The 25,640-nt window shown below is 58.9% G+C and carries 16 protein-coding genes; 5 read left to right on the top strand and 11 right to left on the bottom strand.

Translation table 11 applies throughout. The features are described 5' to 3' along the window. Positions 1-101 precede the first annotated feature (101 nt). Positions 102-785, bottom strand: coding sequence for a PilZ domain-containing protein (locus Mal15_RS15290; protein ID WP_167546841.1), 684 nt, complete (start codon positions 783-785; stop codon positions 102-104). A 301-nt stretch (positions 786-1,086) separates the two neighbouring features. Between Mal15_RS15290 and Mal15_RS15285 the strand changes: the two genes are divergently transcribed. Together Mal15_RS15285 and Mal15_RS15280 are read left to right on the top strand one after the other, a co-directional pair. Next, positions 1,087-2,583: an arylsulfatase gene (locus Mal15_RS15285; protein ID WP_147868575.1), complete on the top strand. Its 1,497-nt coding sequence runs from the start codon at positions 1,087-1,089 to the stop codon at positions 2,581-2,583. A gap of 18 nt (positions 2,584-2,601) precedes the next feature. Further along, positions 2,602-3,957 (top strand): sulfatase family protein, encoded by a 1,356-nt coding sequence (locus tag Mal15_RS15280; RefSeq protein ID WP_147868574.1) that lies wholly within the window; start codon positions 2,602-2,604, stop codon positions 3,955-3,957. A gap of 123 nt (positions 3,958-4,080) precedes the next feature. Here the strand turns inward: Mal15_RS15280 and Mal15_RS15275 are convergent, their stop codons facing one another. The 5 genes from Mal15_RS15275 to Mal15_RS15255 form a co-directional block, all read right to left on the bottom strand. After that, the gene (locus Mal15_RS15275) at positions 4,081-4,770 is read right to left on the bottom strand and encodes a metallophosphoesterase family protein (RefSeq protein WP_147868573.1); all 690 of its coding nucleotides are present in this window, start codon (positions 4,768-4,770) and stop codon (positions 4,081-4,083) included. A gap of 135 nt (positions 4,771-4,905) precedes the next feature. Continuing rightward, a complete protein-coding gene (locus Mal15_RS15270; RefSeq protein WP_233903464.1) occupies positions 4,906-6,927 on the bottom strand; it encodes a hypothetical protein in 2,022 nt (673 codons plus the stop codon). Positions 6,928-7,017: 90 nt separating this feature from the next. Further along, positions 7,018-8,631 carry a ribulokinase gene (locus Mal15_RS15265; protein ID WP_147868571.1) on the bottom strand — a complete coding sequence of 538 codons (1,614 nt, stop codon included), beginning with the start codon at positions 8,629-8,631 and terminating at the stop codon, positions 7,018-7,020. 136 nt (positions 8,632-8,767) lie between these two features. Continuing rightward, on the bottom strand, positions 8,768-10,171 hold the full coding sequence (locus Mal15_RS15260) for a Gfo/Idh/MocA family protein (RefSeq protein ID WP_147868570.1): 1,404 nt from the start codon (positions 10,169-10,171) through the stop codon (positions 8,768-8,770). Positions 10,172-10,426: 255 nt separating this feature from the next. Beyond that, positions 10,427-12,079, bottom strand: a complete 1,653-nt coding sequence (locus Mal15_RS15255) for an alkaline phosphatase (RefSeq protein WP_233903463.1) — start codon at positions 12,077-12,079, stop codon at positions 10,427-10,429. 194 nt (positions 12,080-12,273) lie between these two features. On the opposite strand from Mal15_RS15255, the gene Mal15_RS15250 reads away from it, so the two are divergent. Both Mal15_RS15250 and Mal15_RS15245 read left to right on the top strand, forming a co-directional pair. Further along, positions 12,274-12,837, top strand: a complete 564-nt coding sequence (locus Mal15_RS15250) for a methanogen output domain 1-containing protein (protein ID WP_147868569.1) — start codon at positions 12,274-12,276, stop codon at positions 12,835-12,837. Continuing rightward, a complete protein-coding gene (locus tag Mal15_RS15245; protein WP_167546840.1) occupies positions 12,827-14,878 on the top strand; it encodes a hybrid sensor histidine kinase/response regulator in 2,052 nt (683 codons plus the stop codon). The genes Mal15_RS15250 and Mal15_RS15245 overlap by 11 nt, the downstream gene beginning before the upstream one ends. Before the next feature lie 184 nt (positions 14,879-15,062). Here Mal15_RS15245 and Mal15_RS15240 read toward each other — a convergent pair whose 3' ends face one another. From Mal15_RS15240 to Mal15_RS15220, 5 genes are all read right to left on the bottom strand, one after another. Beyond that, on the bottom strand, positions 15,063-16,622 hold the full coding sequence (locus Mal15_RS15240) for a hypothetical protein (RefSeq protein WP_390623516.1): 1,560 nt from the start codon (positions 16,620-16,622) through the stop codon (positions 15,063-15,065). Beyond that, entirely contained in the window at positions 16,616-18,991 is a 2,376-nt protein-coding gene (locus tag Mal15_RS15235) for a c-type cytochrome (protein ID WP_167546839.1), read from the bottom strand. Before Mal15_RS15235 ends, Mal15_RS15240 begins: the two co-directional genes overlap by 7 nt. A gap of 148 nt (positions 18,992-19,139) precedes the next feature. After that, positions 19,140-20,759, bottom strand: a complete 1,620-nt coding sequence (locus tag Mal15_RS15230) for a DUF5060 domain-containing protein (RefSeq protein WP_147868565.1) — start codon at positions 20,757-20,759, stop codon at positions 19,140-19,142. A 51-nt stretch (positions 20,760-20,810) separates the two neighbouring features. Continuing rightward, positions 20,811-22,088, bottom strand: a complete 1,278-nt coding sequence (locus tag Mal15_RS15225; protein ID WP_147868564.1) for a DUF1552 domain-containing protein — start codon at positions 22,086-22,088, stop codon at positions 20,811-20,813. Between the two features lie 19 nt (positions 22,089-22,107). Further along, positions 22,108-24,378 carry a DUF1592 domain-containing protein gene (locus Mal15_RS15220; protein ID WP_167546838.1) on the bottom strand — a complete coding sequence of 757 codons (2,271 nt, stop codon included), beginning with the start codon at positions 24,376-24,378 and terminating at the stop codon, positions 22,108-22,110. 364 nt (positions 24,379-24,742) lie between these two features. Between Mal15_RS15220 and msrA the strand changes: the two genes are divergently transcribed. Then, positions 24,743-25,252 carry a peptide-methionine (S)-S-oxide reductase MsrA gene (gene msrA, locus Mal15_RS15215; protein WP_147868562.1) on the top strand — a complete coding sequence of 170 codons (510 nt, stop codon included), beginning with the start codon at positions 24,743-24,745 and terminating at the stop codon, positions 25,250-25,252. Positions 25,253-25,640 lie beyond the last annotated feature (388 nt).

Here is a 25,640-nt window from a genome sequence, read left to right as displayed (position 1 = left end):
GAGAGTGAAGTCAAGTATCTCTCGCGATCCACTCGCTCACGCTTCGGGCTCGTTTAGGCGGATCGACTCGCTTGCGCTTCGGACTTGTGCAAAACTGCTTTTCAGGCGAGACCGAGCACGTCGTCATGAAACTGACGCCCCATTCCCGCTTGGATGAACGCGATCCCTGAAGCGAATGCTGCCCCATCGAGTTGCGTCTCCTGTCGCGAACTCCAGACCGTCACACCGACGGCGGCCTTGCCATTGTCCAACTGCAACATCAGCTTCTCCCCGATGGTCAACCCACTCGGCGAGACGATCTGGACGCCGGTGTGACTGATCGAAACAACTCGCCCGGTCGCATGAATCCGTGGCTGGGATTGCCGAACCGTAACGGCAACGTCCACCGATTCTCGCTTGGCCACTCGGCGACTGAGTTGGCCGGCGCGAATCCCCTGGGGAATCAACGTTTCGGGCAGCGAGCGGCGAAAGTACAAGCCGCTTTCGTATTGATCGATCCCGGCTTGTCGAACCCAGCAAACGCGAACGAGCATTTGCACGGAATCCGAATTCGCCAGGTTCTTCATCTCCAGCACCGTCGACGTCGATGATGTCCCGAGCGGCCGCGGATGGCGATAACGTATCGCACAACCGCTGGAATTGAGGTCCAGCAACTGGCAGGGGACGCGAAAGTCGCCCGCCGCATTCAGCGGGACCGAAAGTTGACATTCGATGCCGCTGTCCTGGCCACCAGCGACCACGCGAAAACGCGGCTCGTAGCGATCCTCTTCAACCGACTCGCGCAACGGTCGTGCAGCATGTGCCGATCCTGCAGGGGTTGACGGGCAGCTTACCGATGGGGGAGTTGCAAACGTGGACATGGAACGTGCACTCGCGATGTGGGTGGTCGTCCATGAACTGTAGCACGTGATACTTCGCTGACCGCCACTGACTCGGCTTGCCATCGCAGAAGAACGGCGATCCGGCGCGACAGGGCTACGGATTTGACGTCGCGTATCGAGTACAATCGGCCGAGACAGTCGAGGTCACATGATCGTTGATCTGTTTCGTCCCGCCAAACTCTTGCCCCCACACAACGAACTGCCCATGTCATCTTCGCGCGTCTTTTTTGTATGGACGGCTATTCTTGCGGCCGGATTGATCCCGCAGTTTGCTGCGGCCAAATCCCCCAACATCGTCTTCATTCTGGCGGACGATCTCGGCTACGGTGAACTGGGATGCTATGGTCAAGAAAAAATCCGCACGCCGAACATCGATACCCTGGCCCGAGACGGCATGCGGTTCCTGCAACATTACACCGGAGCACCAGTGTGTGCCCCGGCCCGCTGCACGCTGATGACCGGCCAGCATCTCGGACATGCCGAAATCCGCACCAACCGGGACTCCGGTAACGGACGGATCTACCCCGGCCAGTTTCCGATCACAGAACAAATCGTCACCATCGCCGAAGTGCTTCAAGATGCGGGTTATGCGACCGGCGCGTTCGGCAAGTGGGGTTTGGGGCCGTCCAACACGACCGGATCGCCGATCAAACAGGGCTTCGATCGATACTTCGGATACAACTGCCAACGCAACGCACACAGCTACTACCCGCCGTTTCTCGATAGCGACGAAAAAGAGGTCCTGATCAATAAGTACCCGATCCCGGGGCACGACCGCAAACCGGACGGTGCGGTGGTCGCCGATGACTACCGGGCGCAAGCCTACGCGCCGGATTTGATTCTCAAAGAAGCCGTCAAGTTTCTGGACCAGAACAAAGACAAACCCTTCTTTTTGTATTGCCCGTTCGTCGAACCACACGTCGCGATGCAACCACCGCAGGAATGGATCGATCAGTACCCGGCCGAGTGGGACGACCAACACGGCCCCTATCGCGGCGAGAACGGCTACCTGCCACACCCCAGACCCAGAGCCGCCTATGCCGCGATGATTTCTGACTTGGACCAACATGTCGGCACCATCTTGGACCAACTGGACAAGCACGGGTTGCGTGACGACACGATTGTGATTTTCACGTCCGACAATGGTCCGACCCACGGAAGCCGCAACCCTGAATTCCACGTCGGCGGTGCCGCATGCACGTTCTTCAATTCCAACGGAGGTCTGAACGGATACAAGGGCAGTTGCTACGAAGGCGGCATCCGGATTCCTTGTCTGGTGCGTTGGCCGGGTAAAGTCGCCAAGGGAAGCGAAACCGAGTTTCCCTCGTATTTCCCTGACTGGTTCCCCACGTTGGCGGAAATTGCCGAAGCCCCGTTACCCAAACAACAAGTGCTGGACGGCGTCAGTTTGGTCGGATTGGTCCAAGGAAAGGAAACCAAGCGTGACAAGCCTCTGATTTGGAACTTCAACGGTTACGGTGGAATCGTTGCCGTGCGAGATGGCGATTGGAAAGCGATTCGTCGCGACATCAACCGCAAACAAGCCGCCGACTGGGAACTCTACAATCTGACCGACGACTCCGCGGAAACCAATGATCTGGCGAAGGAACATCCCGAAATCGTCCAGCGACTCGAACAAGCGTTCATCAACGACCGAACCGTCCAGCCGAACTTTCCGCTGAAGATCTACGACGCACTCTAACCGACGCTCCGCCCCACCATGAAACGTTCCTCCGTGCTACCGAGTCTGGTTCTGTTCTCCGTGGTCGCCTTGTCATCGGCGGTCGCGATCGCCAAACCGTCGCCGCCGAACATCATTTTGATTTTCGTCGATGACATGGGCTACGGCGATTTGGCCTGCTACGGAAACACGAAGAACAAAACGCCGAACATTGACCAGATTGCCGCTGCGGGCCAGCGCTGGACGAGTTTCTACTCCTCCGGTTCCACCTGCGTCCCGAGCCGAAAAGGATTGATGAGCGGACGGCACCCGGTTTTCATCCCGCGCCCGGCGAACGGTTTGAAAGAGGATCGCAGCGCGTTGATGCCCGCGATGCTCAAGCGTCAAGGCTACGCAACGGCGATCCTGGGCAAGTGGCATTTGGCCGGCTATCCGAAAGACTTTACCGTCGACCCGATGCATCCGCTGGAGTGCGGGTTTGACTATCACTACGGAACGCCCGGCAGCAACGATGTGCCGCCGCCGCCGGGGAAGAAGCAAACACGCGAGGTCTTCGATACCTGTGACAAGTTTTCGTTCCCTGTGCCGCTGATCCGTGGGCGAGAGGTCGTGGAATTTCCCGTCAACCAGGAATTGTTGACGCGGCGATACACGCAAGAGGCGGTGAAGTGGATCGAGAGCCAGAAAAACGAACGCTTCTTTTTGTACTTGGCCCACAACATGCCGCACGCCCCGATCTTTGCCTCGCCGGAATTTCAAAACAGGAGTGCCGGAGGGCGGTTCGGTGACGTCGTCGAAGAGATTGATTGGTCGGTCGGTGAAGTGGTTGATGCGGTCCGTCGATCGGGAATCGAAAAGGAAACGTTGATCATCTTTACCAGCGACAATGGGCCATGGTCTTGCTTCGGGCCGCACGGCGGAACCGCCGGTCCGTTGCGCGGCGAAAAGGCGACGACTTGGGAAGGCGGACAGCGTGTCCCGGCGATCTTTTACTGGCCAGGGACGATCCAACCCGCGACGGTAGATGGGATCGCTGCGAATCTGGACTTGTACGCCACGTTTGCGGCCCTGACCGGCGGAAACCCACCGGCCGACAAACCCGGTTACGTCTCGACGGATCTGAGTCCGACGCTGCTCGATGGTGCACCGAGCCCACGGAACACTTGGGCCTACCACCAGAATGCCTTTCGCTCGGGCCGCTACAAGATCCACGTCGCGAGTACTCCGCCGACTGATCCGATCACGCGGCGACGACGACCGACGACGCGGTACGAAACGCCGCTGTTGTTTGATCTGGAATCGGACTTGGGCGAACAAACCGACGTGGCCAGCCAATACCCTGACGTCGTCGCGCGATTGCTGAGTGAGATGCAGGCGTTTCACGGCAGCCGGTAAGTCGCCCTTGCATCCGATGCCAGCGGGACGCGTCAGCGAGCGGCCCGTGATCAACTCAACTCCCAATGTCTGCCACTGGCTCACGCCACGTGCTGGCATCTGGCCGACCGCCTCGTCCTCGGCTCACGCCCGTTCCAACCGAGCGCCGCAGGGCCCTTGGTCCAACCAGAATCCACGCACATCTCCCTGCTCGTTAGCCTGCCAACAGTATCCGGCGTCGACATCCAGACAGGTCAGCCAGCCGCCCCGGCAAGCCGCCGTGTCGATGCATACGGCGTGGCCCATATCCAGCGGAATCCCATTCCGCTGCGGAGTGTGTCCGCAAACCATGACTCGCCCGGAACGATGGGGGGCTCGCTCGGCCGCCCGTTCCCAATAGAGCATGTAGCTGGGTTGCTCATCCAAGTCCATTTCGGGATAGGCGTTGGCGTGGACAAAAAAGTGGTTCTTGCCGACGTGGTACGCTACAAGCTCGTCGGCCACAAAGTCCCAATGTCGATCCGGAATCTGTTCGACGTGATCAACGCCATAGGAGTCTAGAACTGCGTCGCCGCCACAGGACAACCATTCTTGATGGCGATCCTCCGAGCGGCGGGCGGCCAGCATCATCAGCTCGTGGTTACCGCGCAGTGCGATCAACCCGTGGTCTTTTCGGTCGATCATCCAGTCCAACACGCTTCGGGTGTCGGGGCCCCGATCGACGAAATCGCCCAGCACCACGATCCGGTCGTCCGCCGTCAATTTGGTGGCCGTCTCCAACCGCTTCAGCGACTGGTAGCATCCGTGAATGTCTCCGATCGCGAGTGTACGCATTTCTTCTCAGCCAACCCTGACTCGATCTTCTCCCGGCGATACCCGTTCGTCGACGGACTGCCCAGTTTCTTAACATTTTTGACGCTGACGATCAAAGCCAATTCGCAAATTGCCGGTCCGCTATCTTGAATGTTTTCACCCGCCGGACAAGAGTTGCCACTGCGCTTGCACCTTGATCGTTTCGGGATAATACGACTCGATTAACGCGTGTGACAATGCCGTGCTACGATCGGGAATTAAGACGATGGTCGCGTCAACCAAACCGTCGCCGTCCGCCCTGCGGGACAACGCATCGATCAAGCGTCCGTCACCGATCATCCCTTCGACCTCGTATCGGCTGACCTTTCCTGCCGGGACGATCCATTCCGGACGAGAATGGGGCTGATCGGCGTCGTCGAAATAGACATCGACCTTCATCGCCAATGCGACCGGCAACGGGTCCGTGAGTTCCAAGTAGGGAATCCGGAGCTTCGCCACGGGTCGGAACTTGCCCTGTCCCGCCGGAGTGGAATACGTTCGCTCCCGCCCTTGGCTGATCGGCAACGCGCGGATCGAAGCAGACACCTGCGCATGCAACGCATCCGTCATCGTTGCGGCAAGCGCATCGGGTTGATCGGCAATGACTTGAAAATCGATCTCGCCGGAGCGGCATTGCCCCGTGATGACCTCACGCCCCACCGTCAATCTGTAGTCCGCCTGATATTCGATCGTGTGATTTCCGATCGGCTGCTTGCCTAGCAACACGTCGGGCAGATTCTGTCGCCAACCGCTGTCGGGCGTCGTTGCCATCGTTTTCCCGTCCAGCAGCGTTCGCATTTGTACGGTGATACCGGCGATCTTGGGATTATCCAGCAGTAGAAATCCGAATGGGATCGCGCCGTGCCCCCAAACATTTACCTTCACCCCGATCGGATACTGCTCGCGAATCGCGGGAACAAATTGATAGCCTTCGACGATTCGGATCCACTGCTCGGTTGAAAGCCGATCGCGGCGTTGGCGAATCACTTCCGCCGCAAGACGGGCCGTTTGAACACGGGCCTTCAACATCAAGTCGATCGCGGCATCCAACGACTCCGGAATCGATTCATCGACATATTCGAACGTGGACTCGGCAACATCGACCGATGCTTGGCGATCAAACTCCAATTGATGAAGTTTTGGATGCATCAAGATGTAATCCTGGTACGTCTGCGGGACCATCGATTGAAACAGGTCCCGCGGCGAGCCCTCGGTTGGTGGCTTCTTGCCGTAGCAAGTCATCATCACCGATCCGGGATGTTGGTTTTCGGGCGTCTTAAGATCCGAGCGGAGACGTTGACGCAACTGGTTCTTAACGATGCGGCAACGGGATTCGCGGCGATCTACTGTCGGCGAGGTCGTCTCGTTCCCGCCCGGTCGCGTTCCGCGCAGCTCTTCAAACAAGCGAGCCTGATCGATCGACAAGATCATCCGAATGTCGGACCAGACCTGACGATGCGACAGCCAACCCCGCTGCACCCTTTCTCGATTCAGTGCCATCGATTGAGTTTTCAGTTGCTCGCCGTCCACATCCTCCTGGTCACGAAGTCGGCCTTCCCTGACGGTCAGTTCACGTGCATTCTCCGCAACCCGCGTCGCGTGGCGTTTGATAGCCGCTCTGATCATTGAGCTCTGTTCGGATGTCAGGGTCAGTTCCTCCACCATTTCCGGATCTGAAAAGGCGCGGTATCCCCGCCGCTGGATGACCAACTGGTCGACGCGTTGCTGTTGCGTCTGGTTGAGCAACTTTCTCGCGTCGCGTTCTGCATCGCGCCACCGCTGCTCTCGCTCGGCGACACGCCCCGAGGTTCCGTTTTCACTCGCGTTCTTCGCAATCGCGCTGATCAAACGGATTTGGTCGGCCGACAATCGGGCGTCCGAACCAGCTTGGGGATCGCTCGCAATGCGAACGAACTCCCATCCCGGTCCGTTGTTTCGAACGTGTCCGAGATGGCTGTACGGATCCGGCCAAAACCACTCGTCAATGAGTTCCGTGATCGTAGCGGGTAAGTGCTGGTCCGAAGGTTGTTGTGCATCAATCCCGTGCAGTGTGGACGAGCACGCCATCGCGAGCCCAGTCCAGATCATCAGTTTGCACGGCAATCCCGCAAGACGGGTTTGGTGAATCGTCTTAACCATTGTCGTTCCGCCCGGTTGTGTTGTTCCCGTGCGCCGCAACCGATGATTCTTCACGATGACCGAATAGGAGTCTCGCTGGCCCGCCCGACACTACAGCGTTCGGATCGCTTCGGCCAGGTTTCGATAGCGGCGATAGAGTTCATGATAGCTTGCTTGGTCGTCAAGATTTGGTTTCACGATCTTCTTTTCCGATTCCGGCACGCCGGCCATCGCGCGTGCCGCATCAGCAACACTTGCAAACCCGCTCTTGGACTCACCGGCAGCGATCATGCCCAAAACCGCCGCTCCGATCGCCGGGCCTTGCTCAGACGGGTGGACTTCGATCTCGCTGCCCAACACGTCGGCATAGACCTGAACAATGGCCGGATTGTGATGCGGCAAACCTCCGCTGGCGACGAATCGCTGCACCGGTATTCCACCCTCGCGAAGCACATCGACGATCCAACGCACTCCAAATGCAGATGCTTCCAGCAGTGCCCGGTACATGTGTGCCGGTGTCGTCGCCAGCGTCAATCCACTGAACGCGCCCTTGACCGCCCCATCCATCAACGGCGTGCGACAGCCATTCATCCAATCCAAACACATCACGCCTTCGGCGCCGGCCGGCAAGGCGATCGCGTGCTTGCCGAGCTGTTCGAAGGAATCCAGGTTCAACAGTTTCAACAACCACGCAAAAGCATCTCCGACCGCAGCTTGTCCGGTTTCATAACCGAACAGCCCGGGCAAAATGCCGCCTTCGACGATTCCCGCGACCCCGTCGACCGGCTTGCCCTCGATCGCATTGAGCATGTGGCAGCTGCTGGTTCCCATCACCATCACCAGCGTTCCCGGTTCCGCTTCACCAACGCCCGGCACGGCGGAATGGGCGTCGATGGTGGCCGCGGCGACCGCGATTCCCGCGGGTAATCCCAGCCGATCGGCAAGCTCCCCGCACAGCGGCCCGGCCGATTGTCCCGGCGACAACATTCGCCCGGGCATCTTCTCCCGCGCCGCTTCAGCGAGCCTCGCATCAACCGCGGCGAAGTACTGATCGGATGCGTAACCCGAATCCGCGGACCACAACGCCTTGTATCCGGCTTGGCAAGTGGACCGTGGCAAATCCGCGGCGTCGCAGCCGACCAGCTGCCAGACGAACCAATCTCCCGCTTCGACCCAAACCTCCGCGGCTTCGGCAACGTCGGGCGCCTTGTCGATCGTTTCCAGCAACTTGGGAAAGAACCACTCCAACCCGATCGTTCCACCGTATCGGTCCATGAACGGTTCGTTACGTTCTTTGGCGATCCGATTCATCCGCTCGGTTTGTTCGATCGCTCCGTGATGTTTCCACAGCTTGGGCCACGCCAACGGTGTCTGCCGAAATCGATCTAGTTCGCACAGCGGCGTGCCGTCGACGCAAGTCGGCAACATCGTGCAGCTGGTGAAGTCGACTCCGATGCCGACGATACGGTCCACGTCGATCCCCGAACGCTCGATTGCGTTGCGTGTCGCTTCGGCCGCCGATTCGATCCAGTCGGCGGGGTTTTGCAACGCGAAGTGCGTCGGCAGCACCGCACCGCTGGTCGGCAGGGTGTCAGTGATTTGCCCATGACGATAGGCACTTTCACAGACAGCCAACTCGCGTCCGTTGCGATCAACGAGCACGGCTCGCACCGACTCGGTCCCAAAGTCCAGTCCCAACGCAACGGGTTCGTTTACAGCGGTCATCGGTTTCCGTTCGATCGAGCTACGAATGAGGCGCCATCCCAGACAATCGGTGTGCGCCAAATGGCCGACAGTCTAGCAAGCTGCCGGCAGAGCGACGACGGGCAAGCCTCCGGTTCCGATTCCCTCGGCAGCGAAATCATCCCACAAACGGATGTTTCCAAGGGGCGCGATAGCCGCGACGGAGCATTTCGGTTGCTTCCTCGTCTCCGATGACCAGGCGGTTCTGCGGATCGTATTGCAGCGGCCGCCCGCCCAACCGCATCGAAAGGTTTGCCAAGATGCAGCTGGCCGTCGATATGTGGCCTTCTTCGATGTCCGCCACCGGACGACTGCGGTCTTCGATCGCCTGTAGAAAATCAAGCATGTGAAGCCGGGTTGCAGGCGCGGCATTCAGCTCGATGTCCTTTTCCGTCAGATCTTCGGGGTACTTTTCGCGTTCAAAGAAACAGTCAAAGTGGATCGGCTCGGCGCGGTTGTCTTGCGGGATATAGTCCGCCCGCATCGTGCTGGCCTTTAACGTCCCCTTGTCGCCATAGATAAACAGCGCCCAGGGATAGTCGGGATCGGTCGGCGAACCCCAAGTGCGGTGGGTCCACTGGGCGTTAAAATCATCGAATTCGAAGGTTGCCGTTTGCGTGTCCGCGATATTCGACTTTCCCTCGGTTTGGACCAAGATGCCACCGGTCGATGAAATTCGGTTCGGCCAGCCGAGCCCTAGCATCCAGCGCGCCGTGTCCAGCATGTGGACACACATGTCGCCCATGATGCCGTTGCCGTACTCGGTAAAGGTGCGCCACCAGCGTTTGTGCGGCAATCCGTCATACGGCCGCATCGGCGCCGGACCGGTCCACATCTCGTAATCCAGATGATCGGGCACCGGCATCACGTCGGGATTGCCGTTGGCTCGCATGTGATAGTAGCAGCACATTTCGACGTGACCGATCTTGCCCAGCAATCCCGCTTCGACGACTTGTTTTTTGACATCGATCAAGTGCGGCGTGCTCTTGCGTTGGGTGCCGACTTGGACGACGCGACCCAGCCGACGCGCCGCGGCGACCATCGCTTCGCCCTCCAGCACATCAACGCTGATCGGTTTTTGAACGTAGACATCCGCGCCGGCTTCCATCGCCTCGATCGCCTGCAGGGCGTGCCAATGATCTGGCGTCCCAATCACGACGATGTCCAATCGGTTTTCCGCAAGCATCTTGCGGTAATCGACATAGGTTGACGGCTTGTTGCCGGATTTCTGACGTTCGCTGGCGATCTGAACCGCTTCGTCCAGCATCTTCTGGTCGGGATCGCAAATGCAGACGACTTCGACCGGTGCCACCTGAATCAATCGCCACAGATCGCTCTTGCCATACCACCCGGCTCCGATCAATCCGACGCGTTTTGTCGGCCCGTCTGTCGCCGCAAACGCGTTTACACCCAGTGCACTGCAAGCGATCGACGCCGCGCCGGCTTGGAGCACACGCCGCCGCGCGATCCCTGTCGTTGCCGCGGCTGATGTCTTCTGATCGGAAGGTATTTCTTGACGCATCGCCCTGACTCCCAAGTGAACGTTTCCCAGTGATTTCTCTCAACGGTCCCGCCCATTATAAGGACCGGGGGCAGACGTGTACGCAGGGGAAGGATTTTGCAACCGTTGGTGTCTCGCCTTTAGGGACCGTCCAGGCTAGGGCGATGCTTTTCTTGGGTACGATGGCCCTTCCGGGCCGTCGCCCGTGGGGCTCAGCGCGACGACCTAGAAAGGACGTCGTACACCCATTCACCGACCACCTCTTAACCATTCGGCTCAGGGGTTGGTTTTGGGTCGAGCAATGAGCGCTTCGGGGCGTTCCAATTGAAAGTAGTGCCCGTGGTCGGCGGTCAGTATCAGCACGGTTTCGTCCCAGCCGCCATGTTGCTCGATCCATGTGACGACATCGGCGAAGGCATCGTCGCCACTGTGAACCGCACCGATCGAGTTGTCGATGTTGTTGGAATGGTTCGCCCAGTCGACGTCGCCGCATTCGATCATCAACCACCATTGATCCGAGCGGGCATCGAGCACGTCCAACGCGGCGATCGCCATCTCGCTCAGTTGAACGTTCTCACGCAGGTCGGCTTCGCTGTAGACCTCGGCCGGTTCCGGCGCTGGGGTGTCGAAGCTGATCACCGGGTCATAATTCCCGTCGGCGGTGCGAAACGGCAGGTGTCCGCCCTGGACGCCGAAGTAGCCGAACAATCGCTCTCCGCCGGAAATGACGCTTGCGACCGCGTTTTTCAACACCTCGCCGCCGGGCATCCCCGCTGTTCGTTGCGCGACGACGTAGCGGCCTCCGTTGGCCACATCGATTTCCGCCAGATCATCGTTGGTGATGTATCGATTCCCGGGGACAAAGTTTTCACCCTGTGACCCGTCCTTTTCCTTGTCCGTTCCCCAGCCGCCACCGATCAAGACGTCCAGCCCGGACAGACCGCCGGGGTGATAGCTGGACGGAAGCCCGACCAGGTCACGCGTCAGGTCTTGGTAGTCGCTGCGGTGCACGTTGCTCGCGTAAGCACACGCGGGCGTGGCGTGGCTGACCGGAACGCTGGTGACAACGCCAACGGCAAAATCCTTGTCCTGAAGCGTGCGGGCGATCGGCAGGACTTCGCGGCCCAGCGGATCGACGTTGATCGCACCGTTGTACGTCTTGATGCCGGACGTCATGGAGGTCGCCGAGGACGCAGAGTCGGTAAAGGCGTGCTTGGTCTGCTTGCTTTTGCCGATCGGATAGTCGGCGTCGGTGATCGGATCCCAGGGCGCGGTGCCACACAAGGCGGGGTCGTAACCGCCGGGAACGGTGCCGCCGATCGACTTGACCGTTTGCTTGTCCACGTTGACGGTGGTTCCGTCGTTGTGCGGGCTGGTGACGAAGAAGCCGAAGTCCGTCGTCGTTCCCCGGTAATCTTGAAAGCTGAGTCCGTTTCCACGCCCGTGTTCGTACGTGACTTTGCCCTGTTTTGCAATCGCGGCGGCGCGCGTCGTGTCCCAGTCCATGCCGTCAAAGACGAACAGGATGATCCGCTTCTTGCCGGCCGCCAAGGCCGCCGTTTGCAACCGATAGACGTCGGTCTGGTCAAAGTATTCCGCTTCAGGGTTGAGCGTTTTCTCGGGAACTCGGCCGTACAGATTCTCCAATGCCACGCCGTCGCGGTACACGCTGTTCTCCCCGGATACCGACTTCAGGTCGATTCCGAAGGTGTAGATCGGGATCAGCCGATTGCTGTGGTTTTTCCAGCTCGAGTAGCTGTCCGGATTGGGGCCCCAGTGCCCCCAGTCAGCTTGATTGGTTCGCACGGCCTGCTCTTGCAATCTGGCGATCGCGTCGGGCACTTGCCCCATGCACGGGTGACTGGGAATCGCCAGGACAAGGACCGCGACCAGCGGCAAACAGCGCAGGGGAGGGAAGTGCATCGACATAGCTGCAGAATCGATCCGTCGCAAACGGTTGGGTGGGGTGGGAAGGCGGGATCGGCAACCGTCAATCTTGAAAACCTTGGCGGCACCGAGCAGATATCTTAGCCGAGTCGTTCGGGAATGATAGCGAGCGTGAGGCGGGAACGGTAAAATGGAATCCAGCGGCCAACGACGAGACCTATCGACGCGAGGGGACCATGAACCAGAAACCGCCGCTTCCGGTAATTCACCGCCTTCCGGTCGATCTCGATCGCGACAATTTCATGCGAACATTGTTGCGGGAGCTATCGGGAACGTTGCAAGATGTCGTCGGGTTGGACGAAGCCGCCGGATTCGTTTCCATCGTCGGCCAACGCATGGGGGAGCGGATCAACCAGATCTACCGCGAAAAAACCGGACAAGACCGCTTCGACGCCCGACAGGTAGGCGAGGTGTTGGTTGATCTGAAGCGTCGCATCGAAGGTGATTTTTACATCATTTCGCAAGACGACGAAAAAATCGTGTTGGGCAACCGTGTCTGCCCCTTCGGGGACAAGGTCCGCGATCGCCCCGCACTTTGCATGATGACCTCCAACGTTTTCGGTGTGATCGCGTCAACGAATCTCGGTTACGCTAAAGTCGTGATCGAACAGGCCATCGCCCATGGAGATGCCGGGTGTCGCGTGGTGGTGTATCTAAAAAGGACGCCGGAATCCGACGCCACCGACGGGCGCGAGTATTTCGGCGATGACGCTGATTTGGATGAATCCATTGACGCCTGAATCATTCGAAGCGCTGGCATCGACCCTCGGTGACCCGCTCGTGCTGCTCTCGCCCGGCGGTGTAATCCTGGGCGCCAATGTTCCGGCGGTACGGGCCATGGGCGGGCTAAAGAAGGCCGACGTGATGCAACGCAGCTTGCTGGAGTTTGTCGAGCAATCGCACACTGAGCTGGACGAATGGTTCCGCTTGGCCAGACGAACCTCTGACGGCACTCTCGGCATGCTGAAGTTTCAAAACCGGAACGAAGCGTTGCGTGTGATCGCCCATCGCATCAACAGCGGCCGCAGCTATTTCTTGTTGTTGCGTCTGCAGGAGTACGCGGTTGCGTTGAAGCAATTCACCGCGCTCAACGAAAAAGTTGGCCAGCTGGATCGCGAGATTTCACGCCGCCGGATCGTCGAATCACAGCTCCGAATCGAACGCGACATCGCCGCGTTCGGACGTGACATCGGAATGACACTTGTCGAAAGCCATGATCTCAACGAAGCCCTGCAGGACTGCACGCAATTGATGGTGCGTCATCTTGATATCGCGCTGGCCAGAATCTGGTTGGCCAATGACGCAGGTACTCTGCTGCATCTGGTCGCCAGCAGCGGCCTTTACACTCACCTGAACGGTGAACACGGTCGCATCCGGTTCGGCGATTACAAGATCGGTCGAATCGCTCAAGAGCAGCAGACGCACGTCACCAATGACGTCCTCTCCGACCCGGCGATCCACGACAAAGATTGGGCAGAACGCGAAGGTATCGTCGCCTTTATCGGCTGTCCATTGATCGACGGCCGCACGACCGTCGGTGTCATCGGAATGTTTGCCCGCGACCCATTGAACGACGCGGTGTCCACCGCACTGCGATCGGTCGCCAACAGCATCGCGCTGCGAATCCGCAAGCAAACGATCCAAGACGGGCTGGCCAAACAGACTCAAGCATTGAAGGAAGCCGATCGACGGAAAGATGAATTCCTGGCGATGCTGTCGCATGAACTTCGCAACCCGCTTGCCCCGGTGCGTTCGGGACTGGACCTGCTGGCGATCTCGGAAACCCAGCATCGCGACACCATCGAAATGATGCAGCGTCAGATCGAACATTTGGTCCGACTGGTGGATGATCTGCTGGACGTTTCCCGGATCATGTTGGGCAAAGTCGATCTGCGAAAGCGTCCCGTGACGCTCGGGTCACTGATTGAACAAGCCCACGAAACGCTGCAAGAAATGATCAAGGACGCGGGGCATCGGTTTGAAGTCCGCCTGCCGCCCGAACCGGTTTGGATCAACGCCGACTCGGTGCGGATCATTCAGGTGATTGAGAACCTGTTAAAGAACGCCTGCAAGTACACCGATTCCGGCGGGGACATTTCCATCAACGTGAACACTGCCGGGAATCAAGTGACACTTGCGGTGGAAGACAACGGAATCGGAATCGATAGCGATTTGCTGCCCCAAGTCTTTGACCTTTTCACTCAGGCCGACCGCACGCTCGACCGCGCCCAAGGCGGATTGGGGATCGGACTGACACTGACCAAGAACTTGGTTGAAATGCATCGCGGGTCGATCCGAGTCAGCAGCGCGGGCCTCGGGACCGGTACGACGTTCACGGTCCAACTGCCGATTTGTGCCGCGCCCCAGGACGATGCCGACACCGAGGCGCAGCTGCCGCCGCCGACCAACGCGCCGCTCCGCATCCTGGCCGTGGACGACAACCGCGCGGCGCGTTTCATGATGGAGAAACTGCTCGAGAAGCTGGGGCCCCATGAAGTCAAGACGGCCGGCGATGGGCAGTCGGCCATCGAGATCTTCGTCGAGTTTCAACCCGAACTCGTCTTTATGGACATCGGTCTGCCGGGGCAAGACGGGTACGAAATCGCACGTCAGATCCGGAAGCTCGAAACCGGGACGCCTTGTCGGCTGGTCGCGTTGACCGGCTACGGGCAACAAGGTGATCGCGAAAAATCGAAACAGGCCGGCTTCGACGAGCACCTGGTCAAACCTCCCGGCATCGACCAGATCCGCGAACTGCTCTCCCACCCTCGCAAAGTGTAGAACCGTTGTCCCCAACTGTTCCCCCTGACCGCCCCGCGGTCACCCGATTGCACCGCTCAGCCGGAACGGCTGAGGGGAGAACAATTGAGGACAATGGTTCTACACTGCGAATTGCGGGATCGAAAGCCTTGGCGGCTTCCGCTACGGGTTGAATCGCTCGCCAGTCGCTTTAGGTGCCGCCGGATCAGTCGAGCTGTTTTGGCGGGATCCGGTTCAGCGTGTAGTAAGCTTCGGAATGCAGAAGCGGTTGTCCGATTGCGTCGCGGACGCCTGATGCGTTCAATTCGTGCACGAACAATGGACGCAGACCCTCGATCCGCAGTCGCACGCGCATCCGGTCCTCCGACACTTCGGCTGCGACGATCGACGGAGTCTTCGTTTGAATCTCGTCGCTGCCATAGGTCGCGTGATAAAGGTAGGTGTAACTGCTCATCTGATACGAATTCACATCGCCGGCCGTTGCTGGATCAACGGGCAAGGTGTACGTCAGCTCGAACCCGTCGGGCATGGCCCGCATCTCTTTGATCTCGAAGGGCGTTTTCCCGGTCCACACCAATCGCTGCAACCCATAGCTGGCTCGCCCCAAGCTGCTCCAACCGCGATTGGTTAATCCGACGAACATGCTGCCGTCGGCGCCTTGGGTCATTCTCAAGACAGCGGACGCGAAGCCCAGGCGGAACGGGAAACAGGCACCCTGGTATTCCCCGTCGACCTTTTCCAGAAAGACGCGATTGACGCCGGCCTGTGTGAATTCACCGATAAACAATTGGCCGGCGAATGGGCCGAACGCACCGCCGCTTTCGTCCAGCATGATGTCGGTCGTGGATTGCCCCATTTTCTTGTACGGAAACCAGACCGCCGGCGGACGCAAGGCTTTGAATTGTTCAAGCGCTTGTGGCAGCGGCAGTCCGCTGGGCACCTTATCAACGCCGCTGATCGTCGATCCCGGCTCGTTCATCGACGCCAAGGCTTCGGCATGGTGAAAAAAGACGCCGGGCCGCATGTGGTGCAGCGAATTGGTCGCCACCCAATTGCCTTGTTGATCGGTGTAAAACATGTCGCCGGCGGCGTTGGCTCCCAATCCGGACGGTGAACGCATGCCTGCACAGACCGGCACCAGTTCGCCCGCCGAAGTCATTTTCATGCCCCAGCCGCGCCAACGCCCTTGACGGTATCCGAGCGCCGCGTCGGGAACCACGCGATCGAGCTGCTCAGCTTTGAGTCCCAGGCCGATGTTCAGCGTGATCCACAGGTTTCCATCACCATCCAGTTTGGGACCGTAGGCATATTCGTGATAGTGTCCGGTGACGCCCCAGCCTTTCGCTGCGGTCAGGTATTCATCGGCGACGTCGTCACCATCGACATCGCGCAGCCGAGTCAATTCGCTCCGCTGAGTCGTGTACAAGTCTCCGTTGTGATAGAGCAATCCCAGTGGTTCGTGGAGCGCGCCGGCGAACTTTTTGTAGGTCACATTGTTCGGCGGATCATCGTACACGCCGTCCAAGATCCAGACTTCGCCCTTGCGAATCGCCACGGCCAATCGCGAGTCGTCCAAGAAGGCGAGCCCGCCGACTTCCAATGCCAATCCATCGGGCGCGGGTTTCCAGTTCTTGGATCTGGAATCCGTGGCCGCCTTGGCAACCGACACGTCGATCAGCCGGTAATACTCTTCTTCGCCAGCCCGCAGCCGGTCGGCGGGAAGTGCGCACGCCAACAGGGCGAGGATCAGAACTCGAATCACCAACGGTACTCCATGACAACGGTTTTCGAAGGGTTGCGAACCAAAGGGATCCGCCATTGCGTCTGCTGATCGGTCTGAATCAGCGTCCCGGTCTGTGCCAAATCATCACTCAACGTGATCGTCAATCCTTGGGGATCGGTAAACCCGGATCGCCCGTGGGGCTGTAATCGCTCGGCGGAATGGGGCACCAGGACAAACGACTTGCCGGAGGTCGGGCCTCGAAACGTGAGCGTGCGTTTGAGTGACCCGTCGCCGGTGGCTTCGATTCGATCTTCGATGCGGACGCCATCGACGTCGTACAAGAACGTTGGCACTCCCACGCTGTCCAATCGAAAGCCGCCGAATCGAGACTCCGGTGTTTCGCCGGAATCCTCATCACGCACTAGCAGCGGTACGGCCGGCATCGTGACCTCGTCCTCGCCCAGCGGGTCTGCCGGTGGCGTGAATCGTTCGAACCAGGTGCCGCGGGCATCCAGAAACCGTTGTTTCCACCCCACCGCCAATTGCACGCGTTCGGCATCAAAGGCGTAGTGAACGCCTTGGGGAAACCCGACCGCGATGGCGTGCGTCCCCGCTTGTTGCATGAACGTCCGCAACACGATCGGTTTCTCACTCGGTGACAATTCGTAATTCGCCGAACGCACGGTTTCGATCTTTTCCGGCAGCGGTTGCTTGTCCAGATACTTCAAGTACGCCCAGATCGCAGAAATCTGACGTTGCACGTCGCCGCCCAGCAATTCGGGGCGGTTGCTCTTTCCGTCGGGGAAGAACGTCGGCATCCGCGTCCGCTTTTTTACCGCGCTAGGATTGAGCACGAACTCATAAAACCATTTCGAATCGACCCGGTTGGTGGTTCCGGCCAAGTCAATCCCGACCACGCCCGGCAGACTTTCACCACGAAACGCGTGACATCCGACGCAGCCCGTGTTGACCAGATCGCGTCCGGCTTCCGCCATCGCTTCATCCGGTGGCAATAGATCCATCGTGTCAGCGTTGTCACTGCGGTCGGCAGCGGGAAAGCCGGCGATCAATGGACTGACCGTTTCGCTGGAATAGGAGGGCATTCGAGCGGTCATGAACGGGCGATGCGACGGCGTTTTAGGATGGAACACCGCGGCGAGTGCTTTCGGCGTTAACTTTCGCCCCACCCCTCCAAGCGTCGGCGGCAGTTTTCCTTCGTCCCCCAAATCGACGTGTCCGACGGTCTCGAAGTACGCTTTGCGATAGCGTCCCACGCCGCCGCGGTCGTCACGGCGATGGCAACCGTAGCAATTCAGTTGCAGCATCCGATAATCGACATCCGCTGTGGTAGTCGGTGACGCGATATCATGATCGCCAAGCCGCGCACGGATGGCCGAACGCTGCTCGTCGTCCAACGTATACCGAGCCATTTGACCGACGGGGGCATCGAGACAGCTTGCCGCAGCACCGGGATTTAAGTCTCGCAATGGTCTTCCAACCGCAACACGCTGGACACCGGTTGCATCGTGACAGGCAACACAGCTGAGCTGAACGAACAACGCGCGCCCTTTCTCGATCAACTCCTGTGAAGCCCCAGAGGGCTCGATCTCGGTCGACCGAGACGCTTGATCGCGAAGCAGATACGACGCGATATCGGCCGCCTCGAGCGGGGAGAGTCGCAACGAAGGCATCCGCGCACTAGGACGTGTTTTTGCCGGATCCAACAGCATCATCGTCAACGACCGCAGCGAATACTTGTTCGGCAAGTCGCTGTGCGGCACCGAATCAACTCGTCTCGCCTCGCTGGCCAACCCCAGGTCTTCGATCTCTTCTGGATCCAGCTGTTCAAGCAGTTCGTCGATCGCCGACGGTTTGGACTCAACCGTTTCATAGTCCGGATCGGCGTCATGGCAGGCGACACAACCGACGGTGTGATAAAGTTTGCTGCCGCGATCGACATCGCCCCGTTTCCAAAACTCATGAATCACCGGCAACGCCCCGCCCGCTTTGATGACAGGAAACGGTTGTTGCTGGGTTTCCAAGAACGCCACCAACGCGTCGATCGCTTCGTCGTGCTGCGAAGCGGGAAGCTGCGCCAAGGCGTGCGGCATGGTCGTTTCAGGTTTCACCGCTGACGGGTCGGCCAAGTAAGCCCTGACCCAATCTGGACGCAACCGAAACCCAGCACCACTTAACCGCGGTCCACGTTTCGGTTGAAGCCACGGGTGGTCCGCGGCGTGACACGCGACGCAACTCAGTTCGCTGATCAGCAGCGAGCCGGCCACGGAATCGGGAAGCTCCTGGTGGCGTGCGAAACGGTCAAACCCGCTGACCATCGGTGAGACGCTCGCGGCTGCATCGTCGGCCACGGATGACTGCGTCACAACGCCCGCGCCCCATGCTGCCGTCATGACAAGGGCGCATAAGGCCTGCCGCCAACAACAGCCCCAAGACTCTCTTTCTCTTCTCGATTTCAAATTGACATTCCCAGTTTGCGATCCGCGCAAAAGACACACGGAAGTGCACGACATCATGATCAAGTTGTTTTGCGAAACAGCGCTAGTCCGGTTGTACTTCCAGGATCAGGATGCGGAATCCCTCGCCGGGTTTGGCTGCGGCCGGCCACTGTACGATCGTTTGTTCAGTCGGTTCGCCGAACGACCCGTCGAACGGATTGAACCACGTGGTGGTCATCGTCTTCCCGCGAGCTTCCTGGGGCAACCGAAGTCCGATGAAATCACATTCTCGCGGCACATAGTAGACGTGCAGTCCTTTGCCATTGTGAAGACAGAACCCCGCGTTGCTCTTCTTGTCGCCCGCGATCAGGTTGCCCAAGTCGTACCGGTCGACCAGGGTGCGAAGATGACGATAGTAATCCAATCGCGGCCGAGATTCAGCCGGCAGCGACTGAAAATCGGGAATGACCACGTTCCATGCCGCGCCCTGCCAATAGTGAGTCGGAAACGTTCCCGCAAAGACGCATTGGTAGGCCCGCTCCAAACATACCTCCGGCGACGTGTAGTTGCCGGTGAAGACGACGTAGGGGCCGCGTTCGTAGCCGCCGTGCTCAATATTCAAAATCGGTTTTCCGGGAATGTTGTCCCAGACGTTGCGCATCACGCTGAAGAGTTCTGAGCTCCACAATTGCACCGAAACAAAGTCGATGTTTTCCGGGAACCGTCGGCAGTAGCCGTAGTCGTGCACCGTGATCAACCGCTTGAACGCGTCCGAACGCCGTAACCGTTCAATGCGTTTGTGGATGTAAGTGACGTCCGTGTGCCCGTACCCCAACGCTTCTTTCGAAATGTCCCAGACCAGATTCGGATACGCTTGGTAGCGGCTGACGACATAATCGAAATAGCGGTTGTCGTCCGGCGAGTCGGCTTCGGGCCAGTTGACGCCTTTGTTCCAGACATAGACCATCAGGTGGGCGACGATTCCCTTTTGATCGAGGTATTCGATCACTCGATCGAGTCGTTGAAAGTACTCGATGTTCAGCTGTGAGTGATCCGGCGATTCATTGGTCCCCGCGAACGGAAACGCATTCGGGCTGCCATAGTCGTCTTTGGCCGTCAAACGCGGGTCTTTTTTCCAGTTCACGTCATAGGCAAAGACGTTCATCACCACCTGATTGAATCCGTTATCGGCCAGCGCGTCGACCAACTTGCGCGTCTTCGGAAGATTGTCGGGGTTGTCGGCATCGAGTGCGAACAGCCAATCGCATTCAAAGGCAATCGGGTAGTAGTGCTCGCCATTTTCGTAGCGAAACTTACGAGGCGATTGGGCGTCGATCACGATGCCGCCTTGACGTCCGTTCCGCGCAGGTTTGACATTCAAGGCTCCCGCTTTGCCATCCAGTTCCGTTTTTGAAGAATTGGTACGGTAAGTCCAACGCCCGGGCGAGGCTGGCGTGAAACGGATGCGGTATTCCTGGTTCCCGTTGTAGAAACCCGGCACGTCGAAGCGTTCTCCGGACTCGGCAGTGAACGTGGCTGCAAATTCGACATCCGTCGGTCGATCTGAAAGGGTGTCGACAAGAAACCGAACGTCGAGGACGTCCCATTGTGTGGCCGAGAGAACCTGGTCGCCGTGGTGGTCGATCGTATCCGCCGCGTGCGACTGCAACACCAAAGTTGTCAATACCGCGATGATCAAATTGAAACGGAAAAAATTTTTCATTGCGGGTGAATCAGGGAGACGGGTTGGGCGGGCATCGTTGGTGTCTAGGCTTTAGGCCAATTCCAACCCGGTCATCGTGCTGGTGCTGGTCGCAAAGCTGTCCTCGTGCAGCCCCAGTCGGTGCAAAGCGGAAAGGTACAGGTTGGGCAGGGGATAGTTGTTCTTGGTGTCAAACTCCAGGTGCTGGCCGTGTTTGAATCCGCCGCCGGCGAACAACACGGGCATATTCTTGTTGTCGTGGCTGGACGCATTGCCCAGGTTGGACGTCAACAACACCATCGTTTGGTCCAATAGCGATCCGGACGACTCCTGCACGGACTTCAGTTTCCGGACGAAGTTGGCCCACTCGGCGAGCAAAGCGTTTTCCAGGATCGCCAGCTGCCGCAGCTTTTCTTCATCTTGGCCGTGGTGGCTGAGGGCATGGTGCGCCTCGGTGACCCCGTCCAGTTCGACCTTGCCGCCGTTGCCCAGGTGCAGCGTGATGAAGCGGCTTGAATCGGTCTGCAGCGCGAGCGCCATCACGTCAAACATCGCGCGTTGTTTTTCAATGCCATCGGCAACCGACTGGGCCAGCGATTTGGGCTTGCTGACCGTTGGCTTGGGCCGGTTGATCCAGTCCTGGTTGGCCGCGAGCCGTTTTTCCAGTTCGTTGACGGCCGTGAAGTAGCTGTCCAGTTTGTCGCGGTCCCCGGCGCCTAACGTCCGTTGCAACGTCTTGGCTTCTTCGGCAACCAAGTCCATCACCCGCCGGCCGTGTCGCATCCGTTGCGAGTCCTGCTGTCGTGTTTTCGGCGGATCGGGGACAAACAGCTGTTCGAACAATCGTGACGGCGACATTTCCGGAGGAATCATCGCGCCGTTTTCGGTGTACGACGGACTGGAGTTGTCACCCGACGCGTTCAGCACCAACGATGGAAACCGTGTCTGATCGCCAAGATGCTTGGCCATCAACTGATCGAGTGAAATCGAGTTTCGGAAGTTCGCGTCCGATCGGCTGAGCGGTGCGGCCGTCAGAATCGTGCCTTCGGCGCGGTGACCGCCGGCGACCTGGGGGTGAGAGACGCCCGAACAAACCGTCAGGTCCGGTAAAAGATCGGTGAATTCGGCCAAGTACGGTGACGGCGTGTAATCGGCCCCCGATTCCTCGGGAAACAAATTTGGACCATGCAAACCGAGTCCCAGGCTGAAACTGACAAACCGGCGCGGGGATTCTGTTTCCGCAGCCGTTGCGACCGCCGGAATCATCGCGTCCAGGAACGGCAGCCCGACAGCCAGACCGGAACCTCGCAGAACCGTGCGTCGATCGAGTTTTGTGTTGGTAAACTTCATGGCCTGGTCCTACGAAAAGCTATTTGTGCAAAAAGAGCGAGCTGTCGATCACGGCGTGAATCAATGAACGGATGCCGAATTGTTGCGATCGAGTTTGTTCAAGGATTTCCTGGACCACCGTTCGGTCACTGAACGAGGCCGGGGCGCCTGTGGAGTACGTCGTCAATTGGTGCGTGAAATTTCGAGCGATCTGTTCTGGATCACGCAAGACGATCTGTTTGAACTGTTCGATATCCTGAAACATTTCCCCATCGGCCGTCTGGTGGTGCGGGTCAACGGGCAGTCCAGATGTTTTGTTTCTGGAGTTGCGATAGCGGGTCCGCCAGCCGCCGGTCACGTCATAGTTTTCCAACGCGAATCCCGGCGGGTCGATCTTGATGTGACACGCCGCACAGGAGGTCTGATTGCTGTGCTTTTCCAGCTGCTCACGAATCGAAACGGCGCCGCGAATGTCCGGTTCGATGGCCGGGACGTTGTCCGGCGGTGGTGGGATTTCGACACCGAGAATCCGTTCGTTGATGAATGCACCACGGATCACCGGTGACGTTGTCGTCCCGTTAGCAGTGACCTTTAAAATCGAACCCTGAGTGATCAGCCCGCCGCGATGTGACTTTGGCGTCAGTGACACCGGGCGGATTTGTTCGTGGTGGACATCGGGGATTCCGTAGTGTTTTGCCAACCGCTCGTTCAGCATCGCAAAGTCGGAATCGACCAGGTTGGCGGCCGGCAAGTCGTCGCGAATCAGCTTCGCCAAAAAGGCGTGGGTTTCATCAACCATCGACTGCTGTAGCGTTTCGTCGAATTCGGGATAAAGTCCCGCGTCGGGGGTGGTGAAATCGATCTCGCGAAGATTCAGCCACTGGTCGGCCAACGCTTCGACCAAACGCTCGGCACGCGGGTCGTCGAGCATCCGCTGAACGTGCTTTTGCCGAGTCCGTTTGCCGGTCAGCTCCCCGGCCTCGGCCGCCGCGATCAGCGTCTCATCGGGCATCGTCGACCACAGGAAATAGCTCAGTCGCGTCGCGATGGCGAAGTCATCGAGTTCGCCGGGCGTCTCGTTAAAAAACAGAAACCGCGGCGAGCACAGAATCGTGCGGTACCCTCGCTTCAACGTCTCGCGTGGGCTGACTCCCGCCTTCAGATCTTCGTCGACCAACAACACATACGGCGCCAGTTCGTCTTCGGTCAACGGGCGACGAAAGACTCGCGTCGCGAATCGTTTGACCAACTCCATGATTTCGTCACGGGGCATTTCCACGTCGACATTCGCATCGCCGAACAACCTCTTGGCGACCTCATCCGGCGGCGGTGACTTGTGAATCGACTCCATCGTGATCGACGTGTAGGCGAGTCCCGGCACCTTGGGCAGCGGCCGTTTGTCGCGAGCCGAACCCCGGTAATTGTTCAGCTTGTTTCCGCGCACGCGTTCGATGGTGTGGTCCGTCGGTCGCGCTTCGATCAAATGTCCTTTGCGAATCCAGGCATCGAAACTGACGTCGCGGGGCGTGTCGTCGGCGCGAAAGACGCCCGCCAGATACATCATCGGCGCCGTGGCAAATCCCACGCCTGTACGGACCGTGCACCAAACCCCTTGATTGGAATTGATGTTGACGGCGTGGGCATCGTGCAAGGTGATCCGATACCAACCGGTGCGTTTCACCTCCGTTTCCGGAACTCGCCCGTGGTACACCTGGGTGGCCGACCACGCGATCGTCTTGTCACCGACATGCCAGGGATCGCGTTGTCCAACCTTTCGGCCCAACTCGGCACTGGTGTAGGTGTGCGAGAACGGCTCACGTTCGCCGTCGAGAGCGCGCCCGAATGCTTCGTCCAACGCCGCGTCGGCCGCATTGAGGTATTTTTCCAGCAAATGATGCGACACCTGCTGTGCTTGGGCGACCGTCGCAAATCCGTCGTGGTAAGTGTCCTCGGGCAAAAAGTCGCGCAGCGGAATGTCGATGCCCAGCAAATCGTGCATCGTGTTCTCGTACTCCGTCCGGTTCAGTCGACGGGCACGGACGCGACCGAGCGTTTGAGTTTCATCACGCAACACTTGGATGATCGGCGCATCGATCGTTGACAAAAAGCCTTCGAGCGAGGTTTGATCGGGGCGGTCGCCGTCTTCCGGTGGCATTTCGCCGGCCCGGACTCGGTCGAAAACGGTCACCCATCGTCGACGATTGGACGCGTCGGAGGGATTAAACGCCAATTCCTCCAGATTCAATCCGCCCTCTTGGGTGTATTGGTCGTGACAATCGATGCAGAATTGCTGCACGAACTCTGTTCGCACGGCATCTGTACGCAGGGCGCGTAGTTCTTCCGCGGAAGAGGTGATTTCGTCGGCGGAAAGGCTCGAAGCGGCTGCGAAGACCAAAGTCAGCAGCAAGCCCATGCGGGTGCACGGGAAGGCGGGAGTGTACATACCCCTCATTTTAGCAGCGATCGACGATTGTCCAATGCCCAAATCGTCATCATTCGGCACCCAGACGTAGCTACCTTCGTTAGACGGTGATCCCCTGGAGATTCCCCGCTCTGGCGAGCGGGGCTACGTCCATCGAGCGCTGTCCGACCCGGTATACTAGATTCGGGTGCGCGGCTGTCTGGGCTGCCCCCGACCACCGCAACCAATCGTTCAAAGACAAGGAGCCGTAGCGATGACTGAACGAGCCATTTTGGCGGGCGGATGTTTCTGGGGAATGGAAGACCTGTTTCGCAAGCAACCTGGTGTGACGTCCACCCGAGTCGGCTACACCGGTGGCGACGTGGTCGACGCGACCTACCGCAACCATGGCACGCATGCCGAAGCAATCGAGGTGCTGTTTGATCCCAGTCAAACCAGCTTTCGTAAACTTTTGGAATTCTTTTTCCAGGTCCATGATCCGACGACCTTGAATCGACAAGGCAACGACCGTGGGATGTCGTATCGGTCGGCGATCTATTACACCAACGACGATCAGAAACGCATCGCGGAAGAAACCATCGCCGAAGTCGACACTTCGGGGCTGTGGCCGGGCAAGGTGGTCACCGAGGTCGCGGCGGCGGGAGATTTCTGGGAAGCCGAACCCGAGCACCAAGATTACCTGATACGTCATCCCGGCGGGTACACCTGTCATTTCGTTCGACCGAATTGGGTCTTGCCCCAAAAAACGCAAGCGAGTTCCTGACGCAGTTCTCATCGTACTGCCCGAGAATGACCGTAGCGGAACTCGCCAAGAGTTTCGCGACGCGGCCAAAGACGCGTCCGTTAGCGCCGAAAGCCTTGGCGGCTTCCGCGACCGACTGCTCATGCGACGGGTTGGTTGTCGATCGGTGAGGATCCGATGAACTGCTGCAAAATCGCGCGATAGTGAAACTCTCTTCAGTTGACGGGGGGCGAGCATCATCTAGAATCGTCCCCATCGCGATTGGCGACCAATCGTGGACCTCTCTTATCAAAGAACGATTCTTGCGCCCGATTCCTCGGGCACCTCGGGACAGCATCGTCCCTGGAGAGTTCAGCAATCGGCCGTAGCGAACACGTCCACCGTTTCGATCAAAAACGTTGATGCGTTC

The organism is Stieleria maiorica, assembly GCF_008035925.1.
Taxonomy (GTDB): Bacteria; Planctomycetota; Planctomycetia; order Pirellulales; family Pirellulaceae; genus Stieleria; species Stieleria maiorica.
This window is presented reverse-complemented; position numbering and strand designations above follow the sequence as displayed.